Source organism: Herpetosiphon sp. (assembly GCF_003512625.1).
GTDB lineage: Bacteria > Chloroflexota > Chloroflexia > Chloroflexales > Herpetosiphonaceae > Herpetosiphon > Herpetosiphon aurantiacus.
This window is the reverse complement of the sequence record NZ_DOPT01000059.1, coordinates 269874-291231: the sequence shown is the minus strand read 5'-3', so window position 1 is coordinate 291231 and position 21358 is coordinate 269874. Positions and strand designations below refer to the sequence as shown.

The 21358-nt window shown below is 48.0% G+C and carries 16 protein-coding genes; 9 read left to right on the top strand and 7 right to left on the bottom strand.

Annotated elements, in window-relative coordinates; genetic code table 11:
* Positions 1-2 precede the first annotated feature (2 nt).
* Entirely contained in the window at positions 3-638 is a 636-nt protein-coding gene (gene def, locus DEF47_RS13800; RefSeq protein ID WP_012191956.1) for a peptide deformylase, read from the bottom strand.
* A 158-nt stretch (positions 639-796) separates the two neighbouring features.
* Between def and DEF47_RS13795 the strand changes: the two genes are divergently transcribed.
* The 4 genes from DEF47_RS13795 to DEF47_RS13780 all read left to right on the top strand — a co-directional run bounded on the left by DEF47_RS13795 (position 797) and on the right by DEF47_RS13780 (position 5548).
* The gene (locus tag DEF47_RS13795; protein WP_012191955.1) at positions 797-2560 is read left to right on the top strand and encodes a PhoX family protein; all 1764 of its coding nucleotides are present in this window, start codon (positions 797-799) and stop codon (positions 2558-2560) included.
* Between the two features lie 74 nt (positions 2561-2634).
* A complete protein-coding gene (locus DEF47_RS13790) occupies positions 2635-2955 on the top strand; it encodes a site-specific integrase (RefSeq protein ID WP_012191954.1) in 321 nt (106 codons plus the stop codon).
* Positions 2956-3138: 183 nt separating this feature from the next.
* Positions 3139-4725, top strand: coding sequence for a sensor histidine kinase (locus tag DEF47_RS13785; RefSeq protein ID WP_012191953.1), 1587 nt, complete (start codon positions 3139-3141; stop codon positions 4723-4725).
* Between the two features lie 19 nt (positions 4726-4744).
* A complete protein-coding gene (locus tag DEF47_RS13780; protein ID WP_012191952.1) occupies positions 4745-5548 on the top strand; it encodes a response regulator in 804 nt (267 codons plus the stop codon).
* A gap of 8 nt (positions 5549-5556) precedes the next feature.
* On the opposite strand, the gene DEF47_RS13775 is transcribed toward DEF47_RS13780, so the two are convergent.
* Together DEF47_RS13775 and DEF47_RS13770 are read right to left on the bottom strand one after the other, a co-directional pair.
* Positions 5557-6216 carry a redox-sensing transcriptional repressor Rex gene (locus DEF47_RS13775; RefSeq protein WP_012191951.1) on the bottom strand — a complete coding sequence of 220 codons (660 nt, stop codon included), beginning with the start codon at positions 6214-6216 and terminating at the stop codon, positions 5557-5559.
* Positions 6217-6551: 335 nt separating this feature from the next.
* The gene (locus DEF47_RS13770; protein ID WP_012191950.1) at positions 6552-7124 is read right to left on the bottom strand and encodes a hypothetical protein; all 573 of its coding nucleotides are present in this window, start codon (positions 7122-7124) and stop codon (positions 6552-6554) included.
* Between the two features lie 407 nt (positions 7125-7531).
* Here DEF47_RS13770 and DEF47_RS13765 point away from each other — a divergent pair, with 407 nt between their 5' ends.
* From DEF47_RS13765 to DEF47_RS13750, 4 genes are all read left to right on the top strand, one after another.
* The gene (locus tag DEF47_RS13765; RefSeq protein WP_012191949.1) at positions 7532-11623 is read left to right on the top strand and encodes a hypothetical protein; all 4092 of its coding nucleotides are present in this window, start codon (positions 7532-7534) and stop codon (positions 11621-11623) included.
* Positions 11624-11696: 73 nt separating this feature from the next.
* Positions 11697-12344, top strand: coding sequence for a hypothetical protein (locus tag DEF47_RS13760; protein ID WP_012191948.1), 648 nt, complete (start codon positions 11697-11699; stop codon positions 12342-12344).
* Positions 12345-12761: a hypothetical protein gene (locus DEF47_RS13755; RefSeq protein WP_012191947.1), complete on the top strand. Its 417-nt coding sequence runs from the start codon at positions 12345-12347 to the stop codon at positions 12759-12761.
* A gap of 233 nt (positions 12762-12994) precedes the next feature.
* The gene (locus tag DEF47_RS13750; protein WP_012191946.1) at positions 12995-14473 is read left to right on the top strand and encodes a PAS domain-containing protein; all 1479 of its coding nucleotides are present in this window, start codon (positions 12995-12997) and stop codon (positions 14471-14473) included.
* Between the two features lie 43 nt (positions 14474-14516).
* Here DEF47_RS13750 and DEF47_RS13745 read toward each other — a convergent pair whose 3' ends face one another.
* From DEF47_RS13745 to leuS, 3 genes are all read right to left on the bottom strand, one after another.
* Positions 14517-15332 (bottom strand): STAS domain-containing protein, encoded by an 816-nt coding sequence (locus tag DEF47_RS13745; RefSeq protein ID WP_012191945.1) that lies wholly within the window; start codon positions 15330-15332, stop codon positions 14517-14519.
* Between the two features lie 111 nt (positions 15333-15443).
* Positions 15444-16259 (bottom strand): STAS domain-containing protein, encoded by an 816-nt coding sequence (locus tag DEF47_RS13740; protein ID WP_012191944.1) that lies wholly within the window; start codon positions 16257-16259, stop codon positions 15444-15446.
* Between the two features lie 109 nt (positions 16260-16368).
* Positions 16369-18813, bottom strand: a complete 2445-nt coding sequence (gene leuS / locus DEF47_RS13735) for a leucine--tRNA ligase (protein WP_012191943.1) — start codon at positions 18811-18813, stop codon at positions 16369-16371.
* 381 nt (positions 18814-19194) lie between these two features.
* Here leuS and DEF47_RS13730 point away from each other — a divergent pair, with 381 nt between their 5' ends.
* On the top strand, positions 19195-20106 hold the full coding sequence (locus DEF47_RS13730; RefSeq protein ID WP_012187867.1) for an SRPBCC family protein: 912 nt from the start codon (positions 19195-19197) through the stop codon (positions 20104-20106).
* A 93-nt stretch (positions 20107-20199) separates the two neighbouring features.
* Here DEF47_RS13730 and DEF47_RS13725 read toward each other — a convergent pair whose 3' ends face one another.
* Positions 20200-21342 (bottom strand): GNAT family protein, encoded by a 1143-nt coding sequence (locus tag DEF47_RS13725; RefSeq protein ID WP_012187868.1) that lies wholly within the window; start codon positions 21340-21342, stop codon positions 20200-20202.
* Between the last annotated feature and the right edge of the window lie 16 nt (positions 21343-21358).

Here is a 21358-nt window from a genome sequence, read left to right as displayed (position 1 = left end):
ATTTATTCATTGGTTGTCGATTCTGATTCGAGTTCAGCATCGGGGCGTTTTTTACGCGCCAACAAACCGCGCCGTTTGAGGCGTGCGCTTTCACTTTCTTTGCGATAATCGACCAATTTGCTTTCTTCGGTCATGCGGTCGGTAAACATAATCCCATCAAGGTGATCCAACTCGTGCTGAGCAATGTGCCCAACTTTGTAATCTTCAGCAGGAATATGGCGCAAGCGCTGTTCGCGACCCTTCAAATCGTAATATTTGATCGTTACCCATTTATTGCGCGGCACTTTGGTATAGCGGCCAGGCAGGCTCAAACAGCCTTCTTGCAGCATATGGGTTTCTTCGCTGGCTTTGATAATCTCTGGGTTGACCATCACATACAGCACGGCGGGAGCAATTTGGGTCTGCGTACCATCTTCATGTTCTTCGTATTGGGCTGGCTCTTCAATCACCACTACGCGCCGTGAAACCCCAACTTGCGGCGCGGCAATGCCAACACCCCGAGCTTCGCGCATGGTTTCAATCATATCATCAACTAAACCAGCCAAACTTTGATCAAAACTGGTGATGCGTTTGGCCTTGGCCCGTAATACCACTGCATCAGTTGGATCTTCTATTTGCAATACCCGACGTACTGCCATGGGGAAACCTCCTTGATTATTGCTAGCGTTCATTATAGCACCCTCATTTCTTAATCTGATCTTTACATACTGATGAGTTGGGCTTGACATGGCTTACGTATGCTTTGGCTGTGTCCAGTTGAAATGAATGGTGTGTTGCCAACTTTGGAGGGATTTCAATGACCAGCCACGATCAGCGTGCAGAGCGCAAAAGTATTTGGCACGATTTATTAGAACGTCGGATCAATCGCCGGACCCTTGTTGCCAGTGGTGCTGCCGCTGCTGCGGTCGCGGCCTTGCCCTTAGATCTGCAAACTGCTGAAGCGGCGCACTATCATGCTCCATTGTCAGCCCCAGCCTTGGCTCAACGCCAAGCTCAAGGTTCATTGCCCTTCAAACCAATCAGCCCCAGCACCGCCGACGATTTGATTTTGCCCGAAGGCTTCCGCTACGATTTGTTGGCCCACCGCGGCCATGATATGGGCGATGGCAGTTTGTTTGGCGAAAATGCCGATTTCCTGGCGTTCTTCCCAATCGATATGCTCCAAAAAGGCCTCGACCAAAATCGCCCACAATTTGGCTTTACCCGCAGCGATTTATCCAGCACTGATGGTTTGTTGCTGGTCAACCACGAATATATCAACCCTATGTTTATCTCGGGCTACACTGGCTCAGGCGCAAAATCTGGCGATCAAATTAACGCCGAAAAGCATATGGTTGGCATGAGCGTGATTCGGGTTAAGCGCAATAGCGATGGCCGTTGGTATTTCGACCAAACTGATACCGCTCACAACCGCCGCATCGATGCAACTACTCCAATCACCTTAACTGGCCCAGCCGCGCAACTTGATGGTGGCCCGATGGCAATTGGCTCACTTGGCAATTGTTCCGGTGGTGTAACACCTTGGGGCACAGCACTGAGCTGCGAAGAAAACTTCCAAGATTATCCAAATCCAGCACCAACTGGCTATGGCTGGGAACCAGAAATCTACGGCAAGCGCCACTACGGTTGGGTCGTCGAAGTTGATCCATTCGATAAAAACAGCATGCCACGCAAACATACCGCCATGGGTCGCTTCCGCCACGAAAATGTAGCGGTACGAGTTGGCAGCGACGGCACGGTTGTAGCCTATATGGGCGATGACAAAGCCGATTCATGCGTCTATAAGTTTGTGGCTGACCGCAAATTGACCAACTTGGCAGATCGCCCAGGCAATATGCAAATTCTCGAAAGCGGCCAACTCTATGCCGCCGACTTTGCCAATGGCAAGTGGATTTTGCTCGATTACAATAGCCAAAGCGCCTTGCAAAGTGCCAAAGATAGCAAAGGCAATTTGCTATTTAGCTCGCAAGCCGATGTTTTGGCCGATACCCAAGCCGCTGCCATGGCGCTCAAAGCCACGCCCGTTGATCGCCCAGAAGATATTGAAATTCACCCACTCGATGGCAGTGTCTATGTTGCCTTGACCAATAATACTGGCCACGGCAACTTCCACGGCCAAATCGTGCGCATGGCCGAAACCGACAATAATCCAGCTGCAACCAGCTTCGAATGGAGCATCTTCGCGGTTGGTGGCTCGCAAAGCGGCTTCTCATCGCCCGACAATTTGGTGTTCGATGGCGAAGGCAACTTGTGGATGGTAACCGACATCTCATCATCACGCACCAACAAAGGGATCTACAAATTCCAAGGCAACAACGGTCTCTTCTTCTTCCGCACCAGCGGCCCTGATGCTGGGATCGCCTTCCAATTTGCCTCCGGGCCAGTGGAAAGCGAAATGACTGGGCCATGCTGGTCGCCTGATGGCCGAACCCTGTTCTTGGCGATTCAACACCCAGGTGAAGAATCCAAGAGCTTGACCGAACTGAGCAGCCACTGGCCAATTGGTGGTAACGAAGTGCCGCGCTCAGGGGTTGTCGCAATTACCGGGTTCAAGCGCTAGAATTTAGACCGCAGTTATAGCGCAGCCTCCAATGATGTGGGCTGCGCCTTTATTTTGAATTGTTTGGAGTTACGATGACTATGCAAGAACTTTTGGTTCACGAGCGCACGTTGTTGGGCGCTTTGGATAGTTTTGCTGGAACGTTGGTGCGCACCCGCCCGCAACTGGCCGCCGATTACAACGAATATCTCGACGATTTTGCCCAACGCTGGATCGATAGTGGCTATCCCAACGAACTCGATAGCATTTCAACCTACTGGGTGCAAGCCTATTTGAGCAGTCTCAGTTTGGCACAACGTGAAGTTGCCAAGGCCGCCTTACATAGCTTTTTCGATTGGGCCGTGAGCCAAGGGTTAATTGATCAAGCGCCATTGAGTGGTGGCTATCTTTCTTGAATCGTGCTGGCTTGCACCAAACCACATTCTGCCCAACAACCCCAAATTCTCTATTAAATCCGAGCGCTGGCCGCTCGATTATCGGCATCAATCACTGATGCTCGTTTGGGCGTGAGCAAAAAGCCGTCTTTGCTCACGCTAGGCCCGATTGCCTCAAAGGGCAGCCTCGCGTACAATCGCCATATGCACGAACGCTGGAATCGCTTGTTGTATAGTCGTTGGTGGTATGCTGCCGCCTTGCTGTATTTGGCAGCTGCCCTGCTTTGGCCCGCACTCGGCAAACGTTCGGCCCCAATCAGCCGCCTGGTTGAGGTGATTATTTTGCTGGTGTGTGTCGGGCGTTTTTGGTTGCCTGCAATTCAACGCCCGCATTCAGCCTTGGCTAAAGGCTGGCGGATTTTAGCGGTGCAATGGGGCATGCTGGCCTTTTATCGTGGTTTAGGTGGCTCGCTAACTAGCATCAAAGGCTTGAGCCAAGTTATGCTACCAATCATTATTTATGTGCCAACCGTGGTGATGGCTGGGGCATTTTTTGTCAGTTTGCCGTTTAGCCAACGCCGCCGTAGTAGCATTGTGCTCGATTGGTTTGCCCTCAGCGTTGGCTTGATGATTATCACGACCATCGCGATTCGCCAAGTTGTGCCAAATGTCGCTTGGTATGATGGCCTGTTTGTTGGCGCTGATCTTTCGTTACTGTATGCACTTGATCTGATTCGTCAGCAACAGCCTCAACGCTGGCAACAACTATTTCGCCAACTGAGCAGCGGCATTTTGGCCTTGAGCTTGGTCGATTTGGCTTGGATTTTCGACCGAAGCAAGCTGGTTGTCTTGCCGATTGGCGCATTATATTGCGTGGCTTGGCTGATTTTAGCCCACGCTGCGGCGATTCACCCCAACGCTAGCAGCCCTCGCAGCGATCAACTAACGATCGATACCTTTGCCAAACGCAGCATTCCCTATGTGATTTTGCTTGGTGGCTTAGCTTTCACAATTGCCACTGGCGAGTTGAATTTTGCCCTGCTGCTACTGCCATTATTTTTGCTACGAATCAGTGTTGAGATGAGCGAAGCTCAACAACTTTCGCTACGGCTCGAACAAGCGCGACGCGAGGCCACCCACGCCCGCGATGAAGCCGAATTTCTCCGCGAACTGTTGCGCTCCTCAATTCATGATCTGCGTTCGCCGATCGATGGAGCCACAGGCCTGATCAGTGTGTTGGAATCACAGCCACAACGCCCACAATTATGGAACTTGCTGCGGGTACAAATTGAAGATATCGGCCAGCAAATGCACGATCTGTTGGATATTGCCCGAGCACAAACCAGGGCCATGCTGCAACAAACTCCGGTTGATTTAGCCGAACTATGTTGCGCTGAAACTGCTCGTTTAGAGGCCAGCGCCGCCTTTGCCCAAAAAGCCAACAAACCGCAAATTCAACTTAATATTCAAAATCTGCAAGTGGACACCAACCAACGCTTGCTTGGTCGGGCGATTTATAATCTCTTGAAAAATAGCCTTGATCATGGCGGCCAGCAGATTCGCTTAATTGTTGAGCCACATGCTGAGCAGATTAACCTGATTATTCACGACAATGGGGCTGGCTTTCCCCAGCATGTGCTCGATTTAGCCCCAAGCAGCAGCGATGGGCGTGGCTATGGCTTTGGTTTACGCGGCGTTTTGGCCAATCTCAGCCTGATTGGAGCCAGACTTCAGCTCGAAAATCGCCAAGGTGCTTGGGCTTGTATTCAATTGCCCCGCCTATCAGCCTAGCTTTTCAGGAGGATTATCGGTGAGCTATCGTGCATTTGTGGTCGAAGATAGTGAAGTTCATGCCACTTTAGCTGAGCTGTTGTTGCAAGAAGCAGGCTTCGAAGTAACAATTTGGCGTTCAATTCGCCAAGCATGGCATTGGTTCGAACACGATCAAACCAAGCAACCCATGTTAGGCTTGTTGGATATTAAGTTGCCCGACCCAACCTTGCCACGCTTGGAAAGCACAGTTTTGGCGGCAGCAATTAGCGATGCCGTCGCCCAAGGACGGCATGCTCCGGTGCATTTGGTGGCGATCAGCAGCGAATTAACGCCACAACGTGAATGGGCGGCGCTGGCTACTGGTTGTAGCGCCGTGCTGAGCAAACCACTAACCCCACTCAAAGCCCAATGGCTTGCCGAATTAATCACCCAGCCAATGCCCACCCTCAGCGACGAAATTAGCGCAGTCGCGTTTCGCCAAGGCCAGCTCGATGTGCTAAATTTATTGGAACTACAACAACGCCCGCCGCGACGAGTTTGGCAGATTGAGGATGTACGCAATCTATTGGCGGTGCTCACAGCGGGGTTTCATGTGGGTGAGCAAGGGCGACAAGCAGGGTTAAATTTACAACATGAATTTGGCGGGTCAACCGCCGCTCATGTTGCATTACGGGCATGTTTGCCATTATTGGAAAGCGAGCAAGCCCGTTTGCTAGGGCTTTTGCTGCATGGGGTTGCCCAACAAACCATCGCTGGCCGTTTGGGGCTTGGGCGACGTAAACTTGAGGGGCAGATTGAGCAACTTTTGCAACAACTAGCCATTTTGCTGAGCCAGGGTTGATCGCTAGCTCAATGCTCGTTCATGGCGTGGTGTTCATCTTCACGCGAAAGATAATAGGTCATGCTATGCAACAATGCTACTGGATCGATATGGCGCACCCAAACATTATCGGGGGTTTGCACCACAATTGGCGCGTAATTCAAAATGCCTTGAACCCCGTTTTGCACCAATACATCGACGACTTCTTGAGCGCGAACCGCTGGCACAGCCACAATCGCCAAGCGAATATTATGCTCTTGCAAAATTTTAGGTAAATCGGAATCGGGCTGGACGGTGTTGCGGCCTAGTTGCAAACCAATTTTCGAGGTATCGTTATCGAAAACCCCAATAATGTCGATGCCACGGGTACGAAAGCCCTCGTAGCGGGCGATAGCCTGGCCAAGTGGCCCGACCCCAACCAACACCACGGGCCAAACTTCGTGCAAACCCAAAATCCGTCGAATATGTCCCAGCAAATACTCGACGTTATAGCCAATGCCTTGCTTGCCAAATTCACCAAAATAAGAAAGATCTTTACGAATTTGAGCGGCAGTAACCCCAATTCGTTCGCCTAACTCCTGTGAGGAAACCGAACGAACACCTTCTTCAGCCAAATAACTCAGGCTACGTGCGTAAATTGGCAATCGCCGCACTACAACATCGGGAATTGCGTTGGGGGAGATGTCCATCCCGCACACTCCTTTGGAAACACCACAAAACGAGCCGCTCTTGCCAAGCGAATTTGAGGCTGCCCAACCGAGGCTCGCGCCCCGTCGCGCAGCTTAATTGATATTGTGAAGTATAGTGCAAACTATTGATATGTCAAGCGTTTTTAGGCGATTCTAATGCTTTGTTTAGCTAGCACGCTGCGCAATTTTCGCGGTGATTAATTGATCTTCAATCGGGCTAGAGCGATAGTACTTACCAAACTATAAAAAATTCAGAGCCGCAGTTGCGACTCTGAATTGGTGTAGATACTCACATATTTGCTGTTGACTCTCGGTTACCCTGAAATCGTTGATACCTATTGTTGCAGTTTGGCTAGCTCTTCGCTGGTGATCATGCGAAATTGATTGCTGCTCGCATCATTGATATAGACCATCTCTTCTTGTTTGACGCTCACCAACATATCCAAACGTTGGTCAGCATTGACATCGGCAAAGCGCAAGCTAACAGGGGTCAAATCTTCGCCGGCCCCAAAGAGATATGGGCCAACAATCGTTCGGGCTTTAGCTGGATCACCACCAGGCATTTCAACAATCACAATTCGGCGTTCCATATTCATTGCGACAAAGTGTGAAGGCAAGCCATTGGTTTCATCGTGGCCGACAAAGGCGGTGGTTTGCATCGTGCGTGGGCGGCCATATTTCACATCATCGTATTTAACCTTGAACCACGAAACAATTGGGCTGAACATGGCATTAGCTAAGAACAACGCCAAAATAATACAGATGGCATAAGCAAATTTGTTATGCACACCAAAGCCCACTGAGCGACTGCTATACCGCTGCCGCGTTTGCGGTAAGGTAATCACGGTGGTAGGTCTCGTGCGGCGCACAACCTCCGCTGAACGTAGATCGCGACTTGTGATGGCCATAGCGAACCTCCTGTGAGTCAACCATTTGAGAACAAATATGCTGGCTGTGAGTATAGTAGAACATGCGTTCTGTGTCAAGTAAAAAGTAGCCTTTTTACTCATGCACTCTCTGATTGGTTGTCGTATGGTAATGATTCATAGATTCGAGCTACAGCTTTGGTTATCACGCAACACTGCTTTGTTTTAAAGCCGCTGGTTGGTTTACGTCGCACCTAGATATTCGTCGTTGGTTATTTCGACATGGCTAAAAGTCCTACTATATAGATCCCACATGGATTCCTCATACTAGCCCAATTGACCTAATTTGAGCCAATTTGATCGTGTCATGCCAAAAATACTAGGTTTGTGTATCTAGGGTTGGGGTAGCGCTACGATTGTCAGCTTCTAGCAAAACAAGGAAGGCTCCGATGATTCCAATACGCCGTGTTATGAGTATGTTGATTGTAAGTAGTATGATGATTGGTATCGTCCCTTCAACCCCAGCACAATCAACTGCGCCCAAGGCTCACCCAACCGCCAATCAAGCACCATTAAATGATCTATTGCTTGATTCTGATGATGGCGAATCCTCTACGCTTAATGTAGAAGCCGATCCATGCCCAGAACCAGCCGCAAGCCTTGAACTACCAGATTTAGAGCCAACGCCAAACCAGCCACAAAATGCCAGCGTTAAGCATACCAATCAAGCCTTACCGCATACAAATTACCCGCTAAATTGCGAATTTGCCCGTGACCGTGAGGTTCTGGCAATGATCAATCCTGAATCATTCAGCATCACAAATGCTAATCAATCTTTTACGACCGATTCCGTAACTGTGCCCGAAACTACGCAAATGTTGCGCTTTGAATATATGGTTGGCCGTAAAACTGCCGATAGTATTACACCACTGCATATCGAAGTATTGAGTGGGGCAAACTTCGCTACCGTTACCAACATTAGTAATAGTCGCATTAAGAGTCAATATCGGCTTGGTTGGCAAAATGGCGCATTAAATATTCAAGCGTTTCGGGGCCAAACCATCAAACTTCGCTTTATTAACGACTGGTGGTGGACCGATCAACCCTCGGCGCAAGTACGGAATATCCAGCTAACCCAAGAGATCCCCGATTGGGAACTATCAACAGTTGGCGAATTTGCGATTCAAAATGACGCTCTGATTGGGGCACATGCCGTCATTACGGGAGCAAACGCCAATCTCACCTCAATGCCGATCAATATTACCTATCAGACGCAGAGCCTTTCTTTCAACTATCGAACTGGACGTTGGCTCAATGATGGGCATGCACCGCTGTTTGTTGATATTTTGAGTGGCCCTAGCTTCACCACGGTAACCCGCATTGATCAAGGAACCTTGGGTGGAAGATTAACCGATGGCTGGCGTGAAGCGGTAGTAGACGTACAAGCATTTCGCGGTCAAATGATTAAAATTAAAATTGTCAATGATTGGTGGCCAACCGAGCCACAAGTTACTTCACTTGATCGTTTCATGCTGAATTGGGCCGTGCCTGGATGGGATATCTCCAACGCGAGTTTTGTACGTACTCATAGTCTACCTTCTAACGCTGATATACATCCATTAAATACTGACTTCGAGCAAGGCTTTGTTGGCTTTGATGTGATTGAAAATGCCGCTTTTGAACAACCCAAACAACTAGTATCCGTATTAGAACAAACGCCAATTAACCTACAGGGAATCAAAACGAAAGCTACAAGCATTGATTTCTTAGTGCCAGCAGCGACTACCAGTGTTCATTTTGAATATATGCTTGGCGATCTTGATAATCCCAACACAACCCGATCACTTCAAGTTGCAATTCTCAGTGGCGAAGCCTTTGAGATCCGCGAACTACCAAAGGGCCATGAATTTATCAGCTCGCAGCAAGCAGGTTGGCAACTTGGGAAAATCGATCTGGTAGGCTATCGGGGTAAAACTATTAAACTTCAATTTACTAATGCAAGTTTAGGCAAACCTAGCAGCCAAATTAGGCAATTACAGGTTATGCAAGATGTACCCGGCTGGCACGTTAGTAATCATCAATTGGTTAGCTTTGATACGCATGAGCAATATCCAAATCATGTCTATGTGCATGGCAATGCTACACAGCTCACCTCATTTGGTTTCACTGTGCCACTGACCGCCCAACAGGTACGGTTTGATTATCAAGCAGGCCATAGCCATGATAATGCTGCTCGCCAATCAGTTGCCATCAGTGTCTTAAGTGGCGATCATTTCGAAGTTGCAACACTGCTACCAAAAAATTATCTGAGTGGCTCAACCAATCAAGGTTGGCAACGGCTGGCAATTGATTTGCAGCGCTTCCAAGGCCAAACGATTAAAGTCCGGTTTCAGCTAGAAGCCCAAAATAAAGCCTATTTACGCCTCGATAATTTCCAGGTTGGTCAAATCTTGGCAGGTTGGTCGGTCAGCGAACACACACCAATCAGTTTAGAAAGTGCAGGAACCAGTGGCCAAGCGGTTCGATTTACTGGAAATAATGCAACTATAACCAGTGATGCGTGGCAGGTTCCTACCGATACCCAAACCCTCCAATTTAACTACAAAGCCCAGCTAAGTGATCCAAATGCACGCTCATTTATTAAAGTGCATGTGCTGAGTACTGATGACTTTACTGTCATTACCCCAATTGATGCCAAATTAGTCTATGGCACTGCGAATAATGGCTGGCTCCAAGCCCAACTTGATCTGGCACAATTCCAAGGCCAAACGATTAAATTGCAATTCAAGAGCCACACCAGCAACGACGCAATTGTATGGCTCGATCAGCTTCAACTGATTGCAGGCCCACAGCGGAGCAAGCAGGTCACCCAGCAGGCTCCTGACTATTCATTTATTGAAATGACCCAGAATGCTCAACAACTAACCAGTTCAAGTGTTGAAGTGGCGAGCGATAGCCAATTTTTACGCTTTGTCTACCAAGTTGGCAACAAAGATCAGGGGAATGCACGACACTATTTAGCTATGGAAGTGTTATCTGGAGCAAATTTTACAACTGTTACCCGGATCGATCAGAATCAATTACGCGCTAGCCTGAACGATGGCTGGAAGATCGCGCAGTTGCCAATTCAGCAATTCCAAAACCAAACGATCAAAATTCGCTTTGTTGGGCCAGATTTGGTTTCTGCTCCAATCGTGCGGATTGATAAAGTAGCGCTGCTCAGCCCACGTGCAACCCTTACAAATCCGATCGCAACGACTGGCACAACCTACCTGAATGTCCCACTTACTGAATTTGGTGGTCCTACGACAACTGCGACCATGACCATTACCTCGCTCGTTGTCTATGATGAATATATCGATCTAGCGGGAGAAGTATATTATGGTAATACGAGCTACCCATTTGCCTTGACTGGCGATCTCTATCATTCGAACCTTGGTACACCTGGTGATGTGGTGGCTGAGCTTCAAGATACTACTCGAACCTTTGATGCTTTGTATTTGGCGTTCCGCCAACAGCCATTTGGTCCGCAAACTAATCCTTCAATCATCAACGAAAATCTATCGTTATATCTGCAACGCCAAGGAACACGCGAAGCCACGCTGATCGATCTTGGGCTGAATGACTCAAGCAATATGCTGCTAAACCCAATATTCCAAGCTAGTTCGCTTAGCCCTGCTGAGTATGGCAGCGATTATTGGTTTGGCAAACTTGTGGAGCCTGAATCAACCTTCGAGGCATTGGGCGACCCAGATGAAAAGAAGTGGACTTGGACTCGCAGAACTATTGGTGAAGATTGTTCGTTATTCCAACAACTTACTTTTGGGGTTGTGGTTACAAAGCCATACGATATTGGCGTAAATGAAGGTAATTTTGGAAGCCAATTAGAAGTTCTTGGCTCAGTAACGAATGGATACGTTACCCCTGGCCAATCTTGGCCCGACCATTCATGTGATATCTATGATGAGGATAATGCAGGCGTGAGCTTAGGCTCTAAGGACGATCCGGTAACAGTTAAGTTTGTCTCTTCGGGCAATGGTTTAACTGGTAATTCAGCACAAGGTGATTACCTGAGTCATGTAATATTTGGAGGTGAGGCGGCTATATTTAAAAACAATACACTTTGGTTTGATCAATTTATGGGTCACTTAATTACATCTATTGACTTAGTTTCAAAATTCTACTCAACCCCAATCTCAGTCGGTGATGTATCTCAACTTTTCCCAGAAGGTACACCAGCTATGGATGATAAACCAGCTTTATCAAATAGTATGATCCTCAACGACTGGGATGATAATCCCAATACAAAAATGAAAGTTTTACGGGTTCCATTTCAACAATCTGTATTAGTTAATCGAAAAAATTATTTTATGGTGTTGGTATCTGTTACTTGTAAAAAACAAACCGTCAATAAAGATATGCAACTAAAGATATTCTGGCATATCCCCTTATATGATAAGGTAACCAAAAAAGAGCTAAATAAGGGTTTATATAATAAAATATTCTTAATTGATTATAAGAGTGGGCCTTGTAATAAGTAGGTAGTTTGAATAGCTATAACAGTGGCCTGCGATAAACAGTAGGCTATTGTTATGGTGCAACAAAGGAGCTCATATGACCGCAATTCAACGTTGGTTAATGGCCGCTTTAGCCCTGAGCTGTTTGGTGCTTAGTTTTTACAGTTATACAATCAATCATAACTTGCAAGTGGTACAAGCTCGTCAGTATGGGCAAATTGCGACAACTGGTGAATCATTGTGGTTTAGTTGGTATAAATGTGTTGAAGAACTTAGCTTTGCTATGAGTGCAGCTGATCAGAATAATCAGGCGTATGTGCTAGAATACCTTTCAAATGCCGAACTATATTGTCAATTATCAACGCAATTTATCTATAACTACGATTCTGCTTTAAACTGGCCTATCAAACCTTGGTGGAATTTAAGTCTCACCTCTTCTGGTAATGGTGTTGGATTTGTGAATTTATTTATATATTATCCATCCAAAATAAATCAAATTCATAGCTCTATTAAAGAGGAAAGTTTAGTTAGTCCAGCCAATCGTGCTCGAATCCAACAACTTCACGATGACATCAAAATATTTGCCCAGCAAATACCTGAATCAATGCTACAAGAGGGTGATATCGATAAAATCCATGAGGCGCTGGCGGGATGGTGTGGAATGGTCAATGATGTCAAAGCCAAAGAAACAATTATATTGGCTGAAGAACAATACAGAGGTGTTTGTAGGAAGGAGCAGTTCTAAATGTATCATGTACCAAAAACCAGCCGCTGGCAGTATGGTTGTTTACAACAATCCCTGTATCTCGTCAATATTGGGTTGTATTCGCTGATGGTCTTTCTAACTATTTTTAGTGCTTCAAAAATTGTCCGTTGGTGGCTTGATGATCCAAGATATGAATTAGATTATGCAACATTTATTTGGCTTCCGATCGGTTTGCTACTGCTGAGTCCATTTATTTGGCAAAGGATGTATGCGCTGGGAACTTTAGCAATTACTGGAAGTAGCTTGCTATTGCTGAATATATTTCTCATGGTTTTTTTGCGGGTCGATTTTAGTGATGCTGATCAAATCGGTTGGAGTGTGGTAATACTCTTTTCGGTGGCGATAACCTTGGTTGTTTGGTATCGGGCTAAGCCATGGCGTAAGTTCAATCGGTAAATTGATAAACGCATAGGCATGCTAGATGATTGAACAGCTTTAAGATAGTTCGTTCTAGACAACCAAGATCTAGCATGCACTGATTATTCTCCGGTTGGCGGAACATGGGCTGGATGAGCAAAGCATTACAATTGGCAAAATCTACCTCAATAGGCAGCTACAAAGGATGGGCAAGCTCTAGACGATCCGCTATCATACAGTTGTTACACCAATCAACCTAGGATCAAAAATAGATGCTTGCTTATTGGATTAATTTGGTATTTGTGATGCTTGAAACGGCTTTGGGCACGTTTATTTTGGCCCGATCTAGCCATTATCGCCCAGCCCGAATCTTTTTTGGGTTAACCCTATGCTTGATAGTCATTAATAGCACGGCGCTTGCCCGTAATCTAACAACTGATCATGCTACCTCGTATGGGTTGGTTGGGATTGCCCTGGTGAGCCTGGGGTTGCTTTGTTGGTTGATGTTGCTTTTGTTTGCAGCGTTGTTTATGCCACAATGGTGGGAAGGCTCACGCCCAATTCGCTCGATTTCATTGGTTTATGGCCTATCGATTGGCTTATTAGCACTTGATTTGATTGGGCAATTTGGCTGGTTTACCACTGGGATCGAATTAGCCAATGGCAGCTATCGGCCTATCGCTGGGCCAGCGGCGGGTTTGATGTTGGCTTTATTTAGCCTTGGGTGGTTGGTGCAGCTTGGATTGTTAGGCATGGCATTTTGGAGACAACCAGCAACCCGCCGCTCCATTAGTTGGTTGGCTTTTGCAATTCTCTTTTCAGCATTGACCAACTCGGTATTGGGGATTGTCAAGCTTGAGCCAAGTGGCCAGTTGGCAAGTGTGCTACAAACGTTGCCCTTGGTTTTAAGTTTGACCTACATTGTTTTGCGTGGCAGTTTGTTTCAGACCAAACAAGTAGCGGTGCAGCAGGCTTTGCAAACCATGAGCGAAGCGATGGTGGTCGTTGATCGCGAAGGAATGATTGTTTATCTCAATAATGCGGCCCACCAGCTTGGTTTGCAAACTCAGCAACCACTTCAACAGGCATTTCAAACGATTGGAGTTGCAGTTGATGATGTTGCGGCTTTGGCTAAAGCATTAGCGCAGCCGCAAATCCAAGCTTTTACTCAAACGCTGGCCTTGGGCAACCCTTTGCGCTTGCTAGAAAATGCAGTATCACCAATTTTGGATAGCGCTGGACAGAGCCAAGGTACGATGTTGTTCATTCGGGATATTACCGAGTTGGAGCGGCACACGGCTTTGTTGGAGCAGGAACGGCGGCGCTTGAGCGTAATGGTAGAACAACTTGAGCAGGAACAAATCCAACGTAATCAATTGACTCAAGCAGTTCAGGCGCTCTCATTTCCAACGATTCCGGTTTTGCCGGGCGTGCTGGTTCTACCCCTGATCGGGGTACTTGATCAGCAGCGAATTATTGAATGTCAACGGGTTTTGATGGAATCATTGAATCAGCAGCCAGTTCAACGTTTGCTGATAGATTTGACCGGAGTTCAATTGATCGATGCTGAAGGTGCAATTGGCATGCAGCGAATGTTGCGGGCCGCCTATTTGCTTGGTGCTCAAACAACATTAATCGGGGTACGACCTGAGGTCGCTCAAGCCTTGGTTGGAATGGGCGCTGATTTGCAGCATGTCGCGACCGCCGCAACCCTGCAAGCTGCGGTCGGCCAAATTATCGCCAAAGGCTAGGCCACGCCAAACCAAAAAATGACGTGGCTCAGGCAATTAATGTTTAGCGCGGGCGAATCGCTAGGCCTTGCAATTCGAGCGCATATTCAACTCCGGCTTGCAGGTTGGCGCGGGTAACAATCCCAGTCAAATCGATGCCCAATTGAACAATCGTTTGGGCAATTTCAGCGCCAATCCCCACCAGCACCACGGTCGAGCCGAGCAAACGTGCAGCACGAGCAGCTTGGAGGAGATAATTGGCAACGCCAGTATCGATCACCGGAACACCCGTAATATCCAAAATCACGACATCGGCGCTATAGGTGTTGATTGCTTCGAGCAGGGCTTCCATAATTTGGCCAGCTCGCCGCGAATCAACTGAGCCAATCAGTGGCAACACCAGAATTCCACCATAAACTGGCACGATTGGTGATGAAACTTCGGCTAAGGCAGATTCTTGGTTGGAGATAATTTCGATTTGGGCATCTTCATAGCCATTGAACATGCCCATCATACCTTCTTCGGTTAGCTCATGCAGGCGTTCGACCATTTCGAGCAAAAGGATGGGATCTTCAGCATAGTATTTGCGAAATGTATTGGAGGTCGCTTGATTAATGCTGCGCAAGACTTGTTGAACGCTATTTAATGGAATATTTTGGCGGAAGCGCTCATAGCTTATCGCTCGCATATGTTGTTGGTAGGCATGGATATCTGGCTCACGTAAATCGCGAATTAATGCATCGATGGCGGCAACAGCTCGCTTTTTAAGCTCATCACGCGCCATTTTGCTATATTCAACCACATTGGCTTGAATTAATTCGATCGTAGTGTCGATAATTTCATCAAAGTGTTTGGTGTAAAAAGCTGCTAAATCTGACATAGTTGCGAGCCCTCCTAAAACCTTAGGTTTTTTTGATTGCGATAAAAATGCCAACCTACTGCGATCTGCCGAGTCTCTAAAACTATGCTGATTTAACAGCGTTGAGCCTAATTAACGGGGGCGAATCGCCAAGCCTTGTAAATCTAGGGCGTATTCGATGCCCGATTGTAAGTTGGCGCGGGTGACGATGCCCGTAAGATCGATGCCTAATTGGACAATCGTTTGGGCAATTTCAGCGCCAATCCCGACCAGTACCACGGTTGAACCAAGCAAACGCGCGGCGCGAGCGGATTGCAACAAATAATTGGCAACGCCCGTGTCGATCACTGGAACACCAGTAATATCCAAAATGACGACATCTGCGCTATAGGTGTTGATTGATTCAAGCAGCGATTCCATAATTTGGCCTGCCCGCATCGAATCGATTGAGCCAATCAAGGGCAAGACCAAAACGCCTTCATAGACTGGCACGATTGGCGATGAAACTTCGGCCAGTGCGTAGGTTTGTGATGAGATAATTTCATCTTTGTGTTGTTGAAAGCCTTCGTAGACAGCAGCAATCGCAGCGGTCGTAATTTGATGGCCTTTTTCAATCACATTAATTTGATCAGCGGTACTATCGGGGTAGGCTTGGCGCAAACCCTGAATCATAATATCGGTGGAAAGGAGCAAAACCTGCAAGAAATCGCCAATAGGAATACCTTGTTGCGCCCGTAAGTAGCTCGTTTCGCGCCAATAATCAGGAAAAGCCTTGGGATGCTCTGTATCCAAATCGCGGGCATATGGATCAAGCCCAGCGATGACCCGTTTGCGAACATCATCGCGTGATATTTTGCCGTAGGTAGGAATTTGGGTTTGCAAGGTAGTAATAATGGTTTCGACGATCGATTCTTCGTGCTGCTTGAACATTTCGTAATAGTTGGTCATGCAGGCTCCTTGAATGTTGGCAACGTTTCCGAATTGCCAAGCTATCTCGCTTCTTGGGTTGGCCAACGGAAGGGTTTCTCTACGACCCTTCCGTTGTCTGGCCAAAAACTTATTTGATTACGATATTGACCAAGCGATTTGGTACCACAATTTGCTTGACGATGGTTTTGCCCGCGACCAAGGGGGCAATCTTTTCATCAGCCAAAGCGGTTGCAATGATGCTTGGTTCATCGGCGGTGGCGGCTACCTGTATTTTACCGCGAACTTTACCATTTATTTGCACTGGCAATTCAATCGATTCGTCGATCAATAAGGTTTCATCGTAGCTTGGCCAAGCTTGCAAATGGACGCTTTGGCTGTTGCCCAAAAATTCCCATAATTCTTCAGCAATGTGGGGAGCGATTGGTGCTAACAACAAGGTCAAGGTTTCGGTGGCCTTGCGCCATGTTGTAGTGCCATACACATCGGTTTCGCGGACTTTCATCAATTCGTTGACGAACTCCATCAAGCCAGCAATGGCGGTGTTAAAGGCAAAACGCTGCAAATCGTCGCCAACTTTTTTGATGATCCGATGGGTTTGGCGCTCCAATGTGCTAGCATCGCCCACAGCATCGTGGCGTTGTGGCGTATCAGTCACGACCCGCCAAGCCCGATCCAAGAAGCGCACACAACCTTCGATCCCGCGATTATTCCATGGACCGCCTTGCTCCCACGGGCCAATAAACATCAAGAAAGTGCGCACGGTGTCAGCACCATATTGGGCTACCAGCATATCTGGGTCAATCACATTGCCGCGCGATTTCGACATTTTATTACTATCTTCGCCTAAAATCACCCCTTGGTTGATCAAACGGGTCATTGGCTCGTTAGCGCTGACTAAGCCCATATCACGCATGGCTTTCCACCAAAAACGGGTGTACAGCAAGTGCATCACGGCATGTTCGCGACCACCCGTATATTGATCAACTGGCAACCATTTATCGGCAATCGCTTTGGTAAAGGGCGCATTCGTTTCGTGCGGGCTTAAGTAGCGCACTTGATACCACGACGAATCAACAAATGTATCCATGGTGTCGGTGTCGCGCTCAGCCTCGCCGCCACAGGTTGGACATGTGGTAAAGCGCCAGGTTGGGTGCAATTTCAAGGGCGATTCGCCTGTTGGCTTGAAATCAACACTATCGGGCAGCAACAATGGTAATTGATCTTCTGGCACGGGTACAGTACCACATGTTGGGCAATAAATCATCGGGATTGGCGTACCCCAATAGCGTTGGCGGCTGACCAGCCAATCGCGCAAACGATAATTAATCGCCCGTTTGCCCAATTGCTCAGCTTCCAGCCAGTTAATCACAGCTTCTTTGGCCTCGGCTGAGCTCAAGCCATCGATTTGGCCTGAATTAACGACCGTGCCATAGGCTGGCTCGGCTGCTTCCAAGGGAGTTTCGGCAGTTTGCTCAGATTGGGTAACTACGCGTTTGATTGCCAAGCCAAAGGTTTTGGCAAAGGCAAAATCGCGTTCATCGTGGCCGGGCACGGCCATGATCGCGCCAGTGCCATAGGTCATCAACACATAATCGGCAATCCAAATTGGCACGCGCTCTTGGCTCGCTGGATTGATCGCATACGCACCGATCCACACGCCAGTTTTGGGCTTTTCGTCGTCGGTCGATTGGCGCTCAACTTCGGTTTTGCGAATTGCTTCGGCTACATAGGCATCGACGCTGGCTTTTTGCTCGGCGCTGGTCAATTTGGCAACCAACGGATGTTCCGGAGCCAACACCATAAAGGTTGCACCCCACAAGGTGTCGGGGCGAGTTGAAAAGACCGTAATTGGGTCGCCAGCCTCAGATTTGAAGCTGATTTCAGCTCCTTCTGAGCGACCAATCCAGTTGCGCTGCATGGTTGTGATGCGCTCAGGCCAATCCAACTCTGAGAAATTCAGCAATTCATCAGCGTATGAAGTAATTTTGAAATACCATTGATCCAAATCGCGCTTGGTGACTAAGCTATCGCAGCGTTCACAGCGCCGCTCATCGCCCACAACCTGTTCGCGGGCCAAGGTTGTATTACACTTGGGACACCAATCGACGGCTGAGAATTTTTTGTAGGCTAAGCCACGCTTGAAAAACTGAATAAAAAACCACTGATTCCAGCGATAATATTCAGGGTCGGCGCTAACAATTTGCTGATCCCAATCGACCATCATGCCCATCGATTGCAATTGGCCGCGCATATATTCAATGTTGGAATAGGTCCATTTGCGCGGATCTAAGTTGTTTTTGATTGCGGCGTTTTCAGCGGGCAGGCCAAAGGCATCGAAGCCCATTGGGAAAAAGACGTTGTAGCCACGCATGCGCATGTAGCGGGCATGCACGTCGCTGGGCGACATGGCATACCAATGGCCAATGTGCAAATTGCCCGATGGATAGGGCAACATAGTGACGGCATAGTGTTTAGGCTTATCGCTGTCTGGCTCGAAGCGATAAATGCCGTCGCGTTCCCAACGTTCGCGCCATTTTGGCTCGGTGATGCTACTATCATAGCGAGTGGCCATCATCAACTCCTTGGCTAAAAAATATCTGCAATTGGCAAAATCTAAAACTTTTCCCCTCACCCCCTGGCTCGCTTCTGTCAAGGATAGGTTTTAAACATGATCATTGATCATCACCCTTCCGTCCCGCCTCAAGGCGGGAGACGCAGGGGGATTAAAGCCCCCTGCACCCCCTAAAAGTACAATTAGTGATAGCCTGTGGTTGATTGATAAACTTCAAACTAAGCGTTAATTCCTTATTCTTAGTGCTCTTCGCGTTCTTCGAGGTTTCGATTACTTCATGCTCTTCGTGTCCTTCGTGCCCTTCGTGGATCAAATCTTGTGGTACGCAACTTGCGATAGTGCTCAGTAGATTGCAATAGCCTGCTAGTGAAGGAGTTTTGTATGGCTACTGAGAAAAATGTGCATCAAACTGAGCGCTTGCTTTCGGTAGCAAGCGGCAGTGCGTTGGTTGCATTTGGAATTATGCGTCGCCATTTGCCAGTAAGCTTGGCGGCGATTGCTGGTGGTGCGCCGCTCTTGTGGCGCGGCTTGACTGGCCATTGCCCAGTCTATAGTGCGCTCAATATCAATACAGCTGAACCAACGACCCAAGCCATGTGGAGCAAGCCTACTGCCCCAGCAACGCCACGGATTCCAATTCCTACCAACCATACCAATGCCGATCAGGCTGGCGTAGACCAAGCCAAGGCGATCAGCGTTGAACAGACAATTACGGTTGATCAGCCAGTCGCCGAGGTGTTTCGCTTTTGGGGCAATTTTGAAAACTTGCCTAAATTTATGCATTACCTCAATAGCGTCAAGATGTTTCAAAATGGCACGAGCCACTGGGAAGCCAAGGCTCCGCTGGGCTTGAGCATTTCGTGGGATGCAGAAATTGCTGATGCCAAACTGAATGAATATATCGCTTGGCGTTCATTGCCCAACTCAACGTTGCCCAATCAAGGTCGAGTTGAATTTAATGCCTTGAGCGATGAACAAACTGAAGTGCGCGTGCAGCTCGATTATCAACCACCAGCAGGCACGGTTGGTGAGGCTGTCGCCAAATTGTTTGGCAACGATCCCCAAAAGGCGATTGCCGAAGATCTTGAACGGTTCCGCAAGGTAATTGAGGATGAAGAAGAACGCACGGCGGTCAAGGCCAATGCGGTTGGCGAAAAGCCCAATGCTAACAATCCTGAATATAGCGATAAGCTCAAGGTTGAGGCCAAAACTAACAAAGAAGAATCGCTTGAGAATGAAGATAAAGCGGTCGATACCAGTTTTCCTGCCAGTGATCCGCCAGCAACCTGGTAGTAATTTGACTATCTGAGGCGTTAAGAGCAGTGGCTATGCTCGTAGCCCTTGCCTTGCAATACGGGAGCAACCTGTTGGTTGCTCCCGATCAATTTAACTAAGCTTTTTTTCGTAAATGCGATAGGTTTTATAGCGCCGCCCGCCTAAACCAGCAATCGTATTGTTCATCACATCGTTATTTTCAAGAATCCACGACATTTCGGCGGTATGATAGCCGCGCTTGAGGCCTGCATTGCGCACTTCACGATAAAAAACTGCATCGATCCCGCGTCGTCGATATTCGGGCAAAACCCCCATAATCAACACCCGCATTTGGTCGATTTCGCGTTTGCGCCGCAACATCGTGAGCCAGCCAAATGGCAATAAGCGTCCATCACTGTAGCGCAACGGAATATTAATATCGGGCACAGCGATCAGTAAGCCTACCATGCGCCCCTGATCTTCGGCCACAATCATCACTTCGGGGTCGAGAAAAGGCTTGAAGCTATAGGCTAAATGGCGAAATTCAGCCAAGGTCATATGAATTGCGCCCCAATTGTTGGCCCAAGCCTGATTATAAACGTGCCAGCCCGCCTCAACTTCTTCGGCAAAACGTCGCATATTCAGTTTGCGAAAAGTTAAGCCAGTTTGGGCTTGGGCTAAGGCTGCCACCCGCTCGATTTTCGCCCCACGCCCTTTTTCGGCATAGCTGCGCTGATCGACGATCCAGGCATATAAATCGATCGCCTTGCCAAAACCTTGATGCTCGATATATTCAACATAACGGGCTGGATTATAGGTCATCATCATCACAGGGGCTAGCTCAAAGCCTTCGATCAGCAAGCCACATTCATCATTAATCGAGAAGTTCATAGGGCCACGAATCGCTTTATAGCCGCGATCACGCACCCAAGCACAGGCAGTTTGCAGCAGTGTAGCGGCAGCTTCGGGGTCATCGAGCACCTCGAAAAAACCAAAAAAACCAATGTGCTCGTTGTGAGTGCGATTATGCAGAAAATTGATGTGGGCCGAGATTGTGCCAACAATTTCCGTGCCGCGCTGCGCCAGAAACAATTGCACATCGCCATGGGCAAAAAAACCGCCATGTTTGGGGTTAAAAAAGCGTTCGCGTTCGATTAACAAGGGCGGAACCCACAACGGATCGGGGTTTGCGCCACGATAAACCTTCCACGGAAAATGAATAAATTGTTGCCGCTGGCGGGCATTACGCACTGGTACAATCTGCAACGGCAGCATTAATCAACCTCAAATG

Bases quoted from the DNA above. Each gene is read 5' to 3' on its own strand.
- leuS (WP_012191943.1), bottom strand. From the start codon at position 18,813: ATGGCCACTCGCTATGATAGTAGCATCACCGAGCCAAAATGGCGCGAA.
- DEF47_RS13785 (WP_012191953.1), top strand. From the start codon at position 3,139: ATGCACGAACGCTGGAATCGCTTGTTGTATAGTCGTTGGTGGTATGCT.
- DEF47_RS13750 (WP_012191946.1), top strand. From the start codon at position 12,995: ATGCTTGCTTATTGGATTAATTTGGTATTTGTGATGCTTGAAACGGCT.
- DEF47_RS13770 (WP_012191950.1), bottom strand. From the start codon at position 7,124: ATGGCCATCACAAGTCGCGATCTACGTTCAGCGGAGGTTGTGCGCCGC.
- def (WP_012191956.1), bottom strand. From the start codon at position 638: ATGGCAGTACGTCGGGTATTGCAAATAGAAGATCCAACTGATGCAGTG.
- DEF47_RS13725 (WP_012187868.1), bottom strand. From the start codon at position 21,342: ATGCTGCCGTTGCAGATTGTACCAGTGCGTAATGCCCGCCAGCGGCAA.
- DEF47_RS13795 (WP_012191955.1), top strand. From the start codon at position 797: ATGACCAGCCACGATCAGCGTGCAGAGCGCAAAAGTATTTGGCACGAT.
- DEF47_RS13790 (WP_012191954.1), top strand. From the start codon at position 2,635: ATGACTATGCAAGAACTTTTGGTTCACGAGCGCACGTTGTTGGGCGCT.
- DEF47_RS13745 (WP_012191945.1), bottom strand. From the start codon at position 15,332: ATGTCAGATTTAGCAGCTTTTTACACCAAACACTTTGATGAAATTATC.
- DEF47_RS13775 (WP_012191951.1), bottom strand. From the start codon at position 6,216: ATGGACATCTCCCCCAACGCAATTCCCGATGTTGTAGTGCGGCGATTG.
- DEF47_RS13765 (WP_012191949.1), top strand. From the start codon at position 7,532: ATGATTCCAATACGCCGTGTTATGAGTATGTTGATTGTAAGTAGTATG.
- DEF47_RS13760 (WP_012191948.1), top strand. From the start codon at position 11,697: ATGACCGCAATTCAACGTTGGTTAATGGCCGCTTTAGCCCTGAGCTGT.
- DEF47_RS13755 (WP_012191947.1), top strand. From the start codon at position 12,345: ATGTATCATGTACCAAAAACCAGCCGCTGGCAGTATGGTTGTTTACAA.
- DEF47_RS13740 (WP_012191944.1), bottom strand. From the start codon at position 16,259: ATGACCAACTATTACGAAATGTTCAAGCAGCACGAAGAATCGATCGTC.
- DEF47_RS13730 (WP_012187867.1), top strand. From the start codon at position 19,195: ATGGCTACTGAGAAAAATGTGCATCAAACTGAGCGCTTGCTTTCGGTA.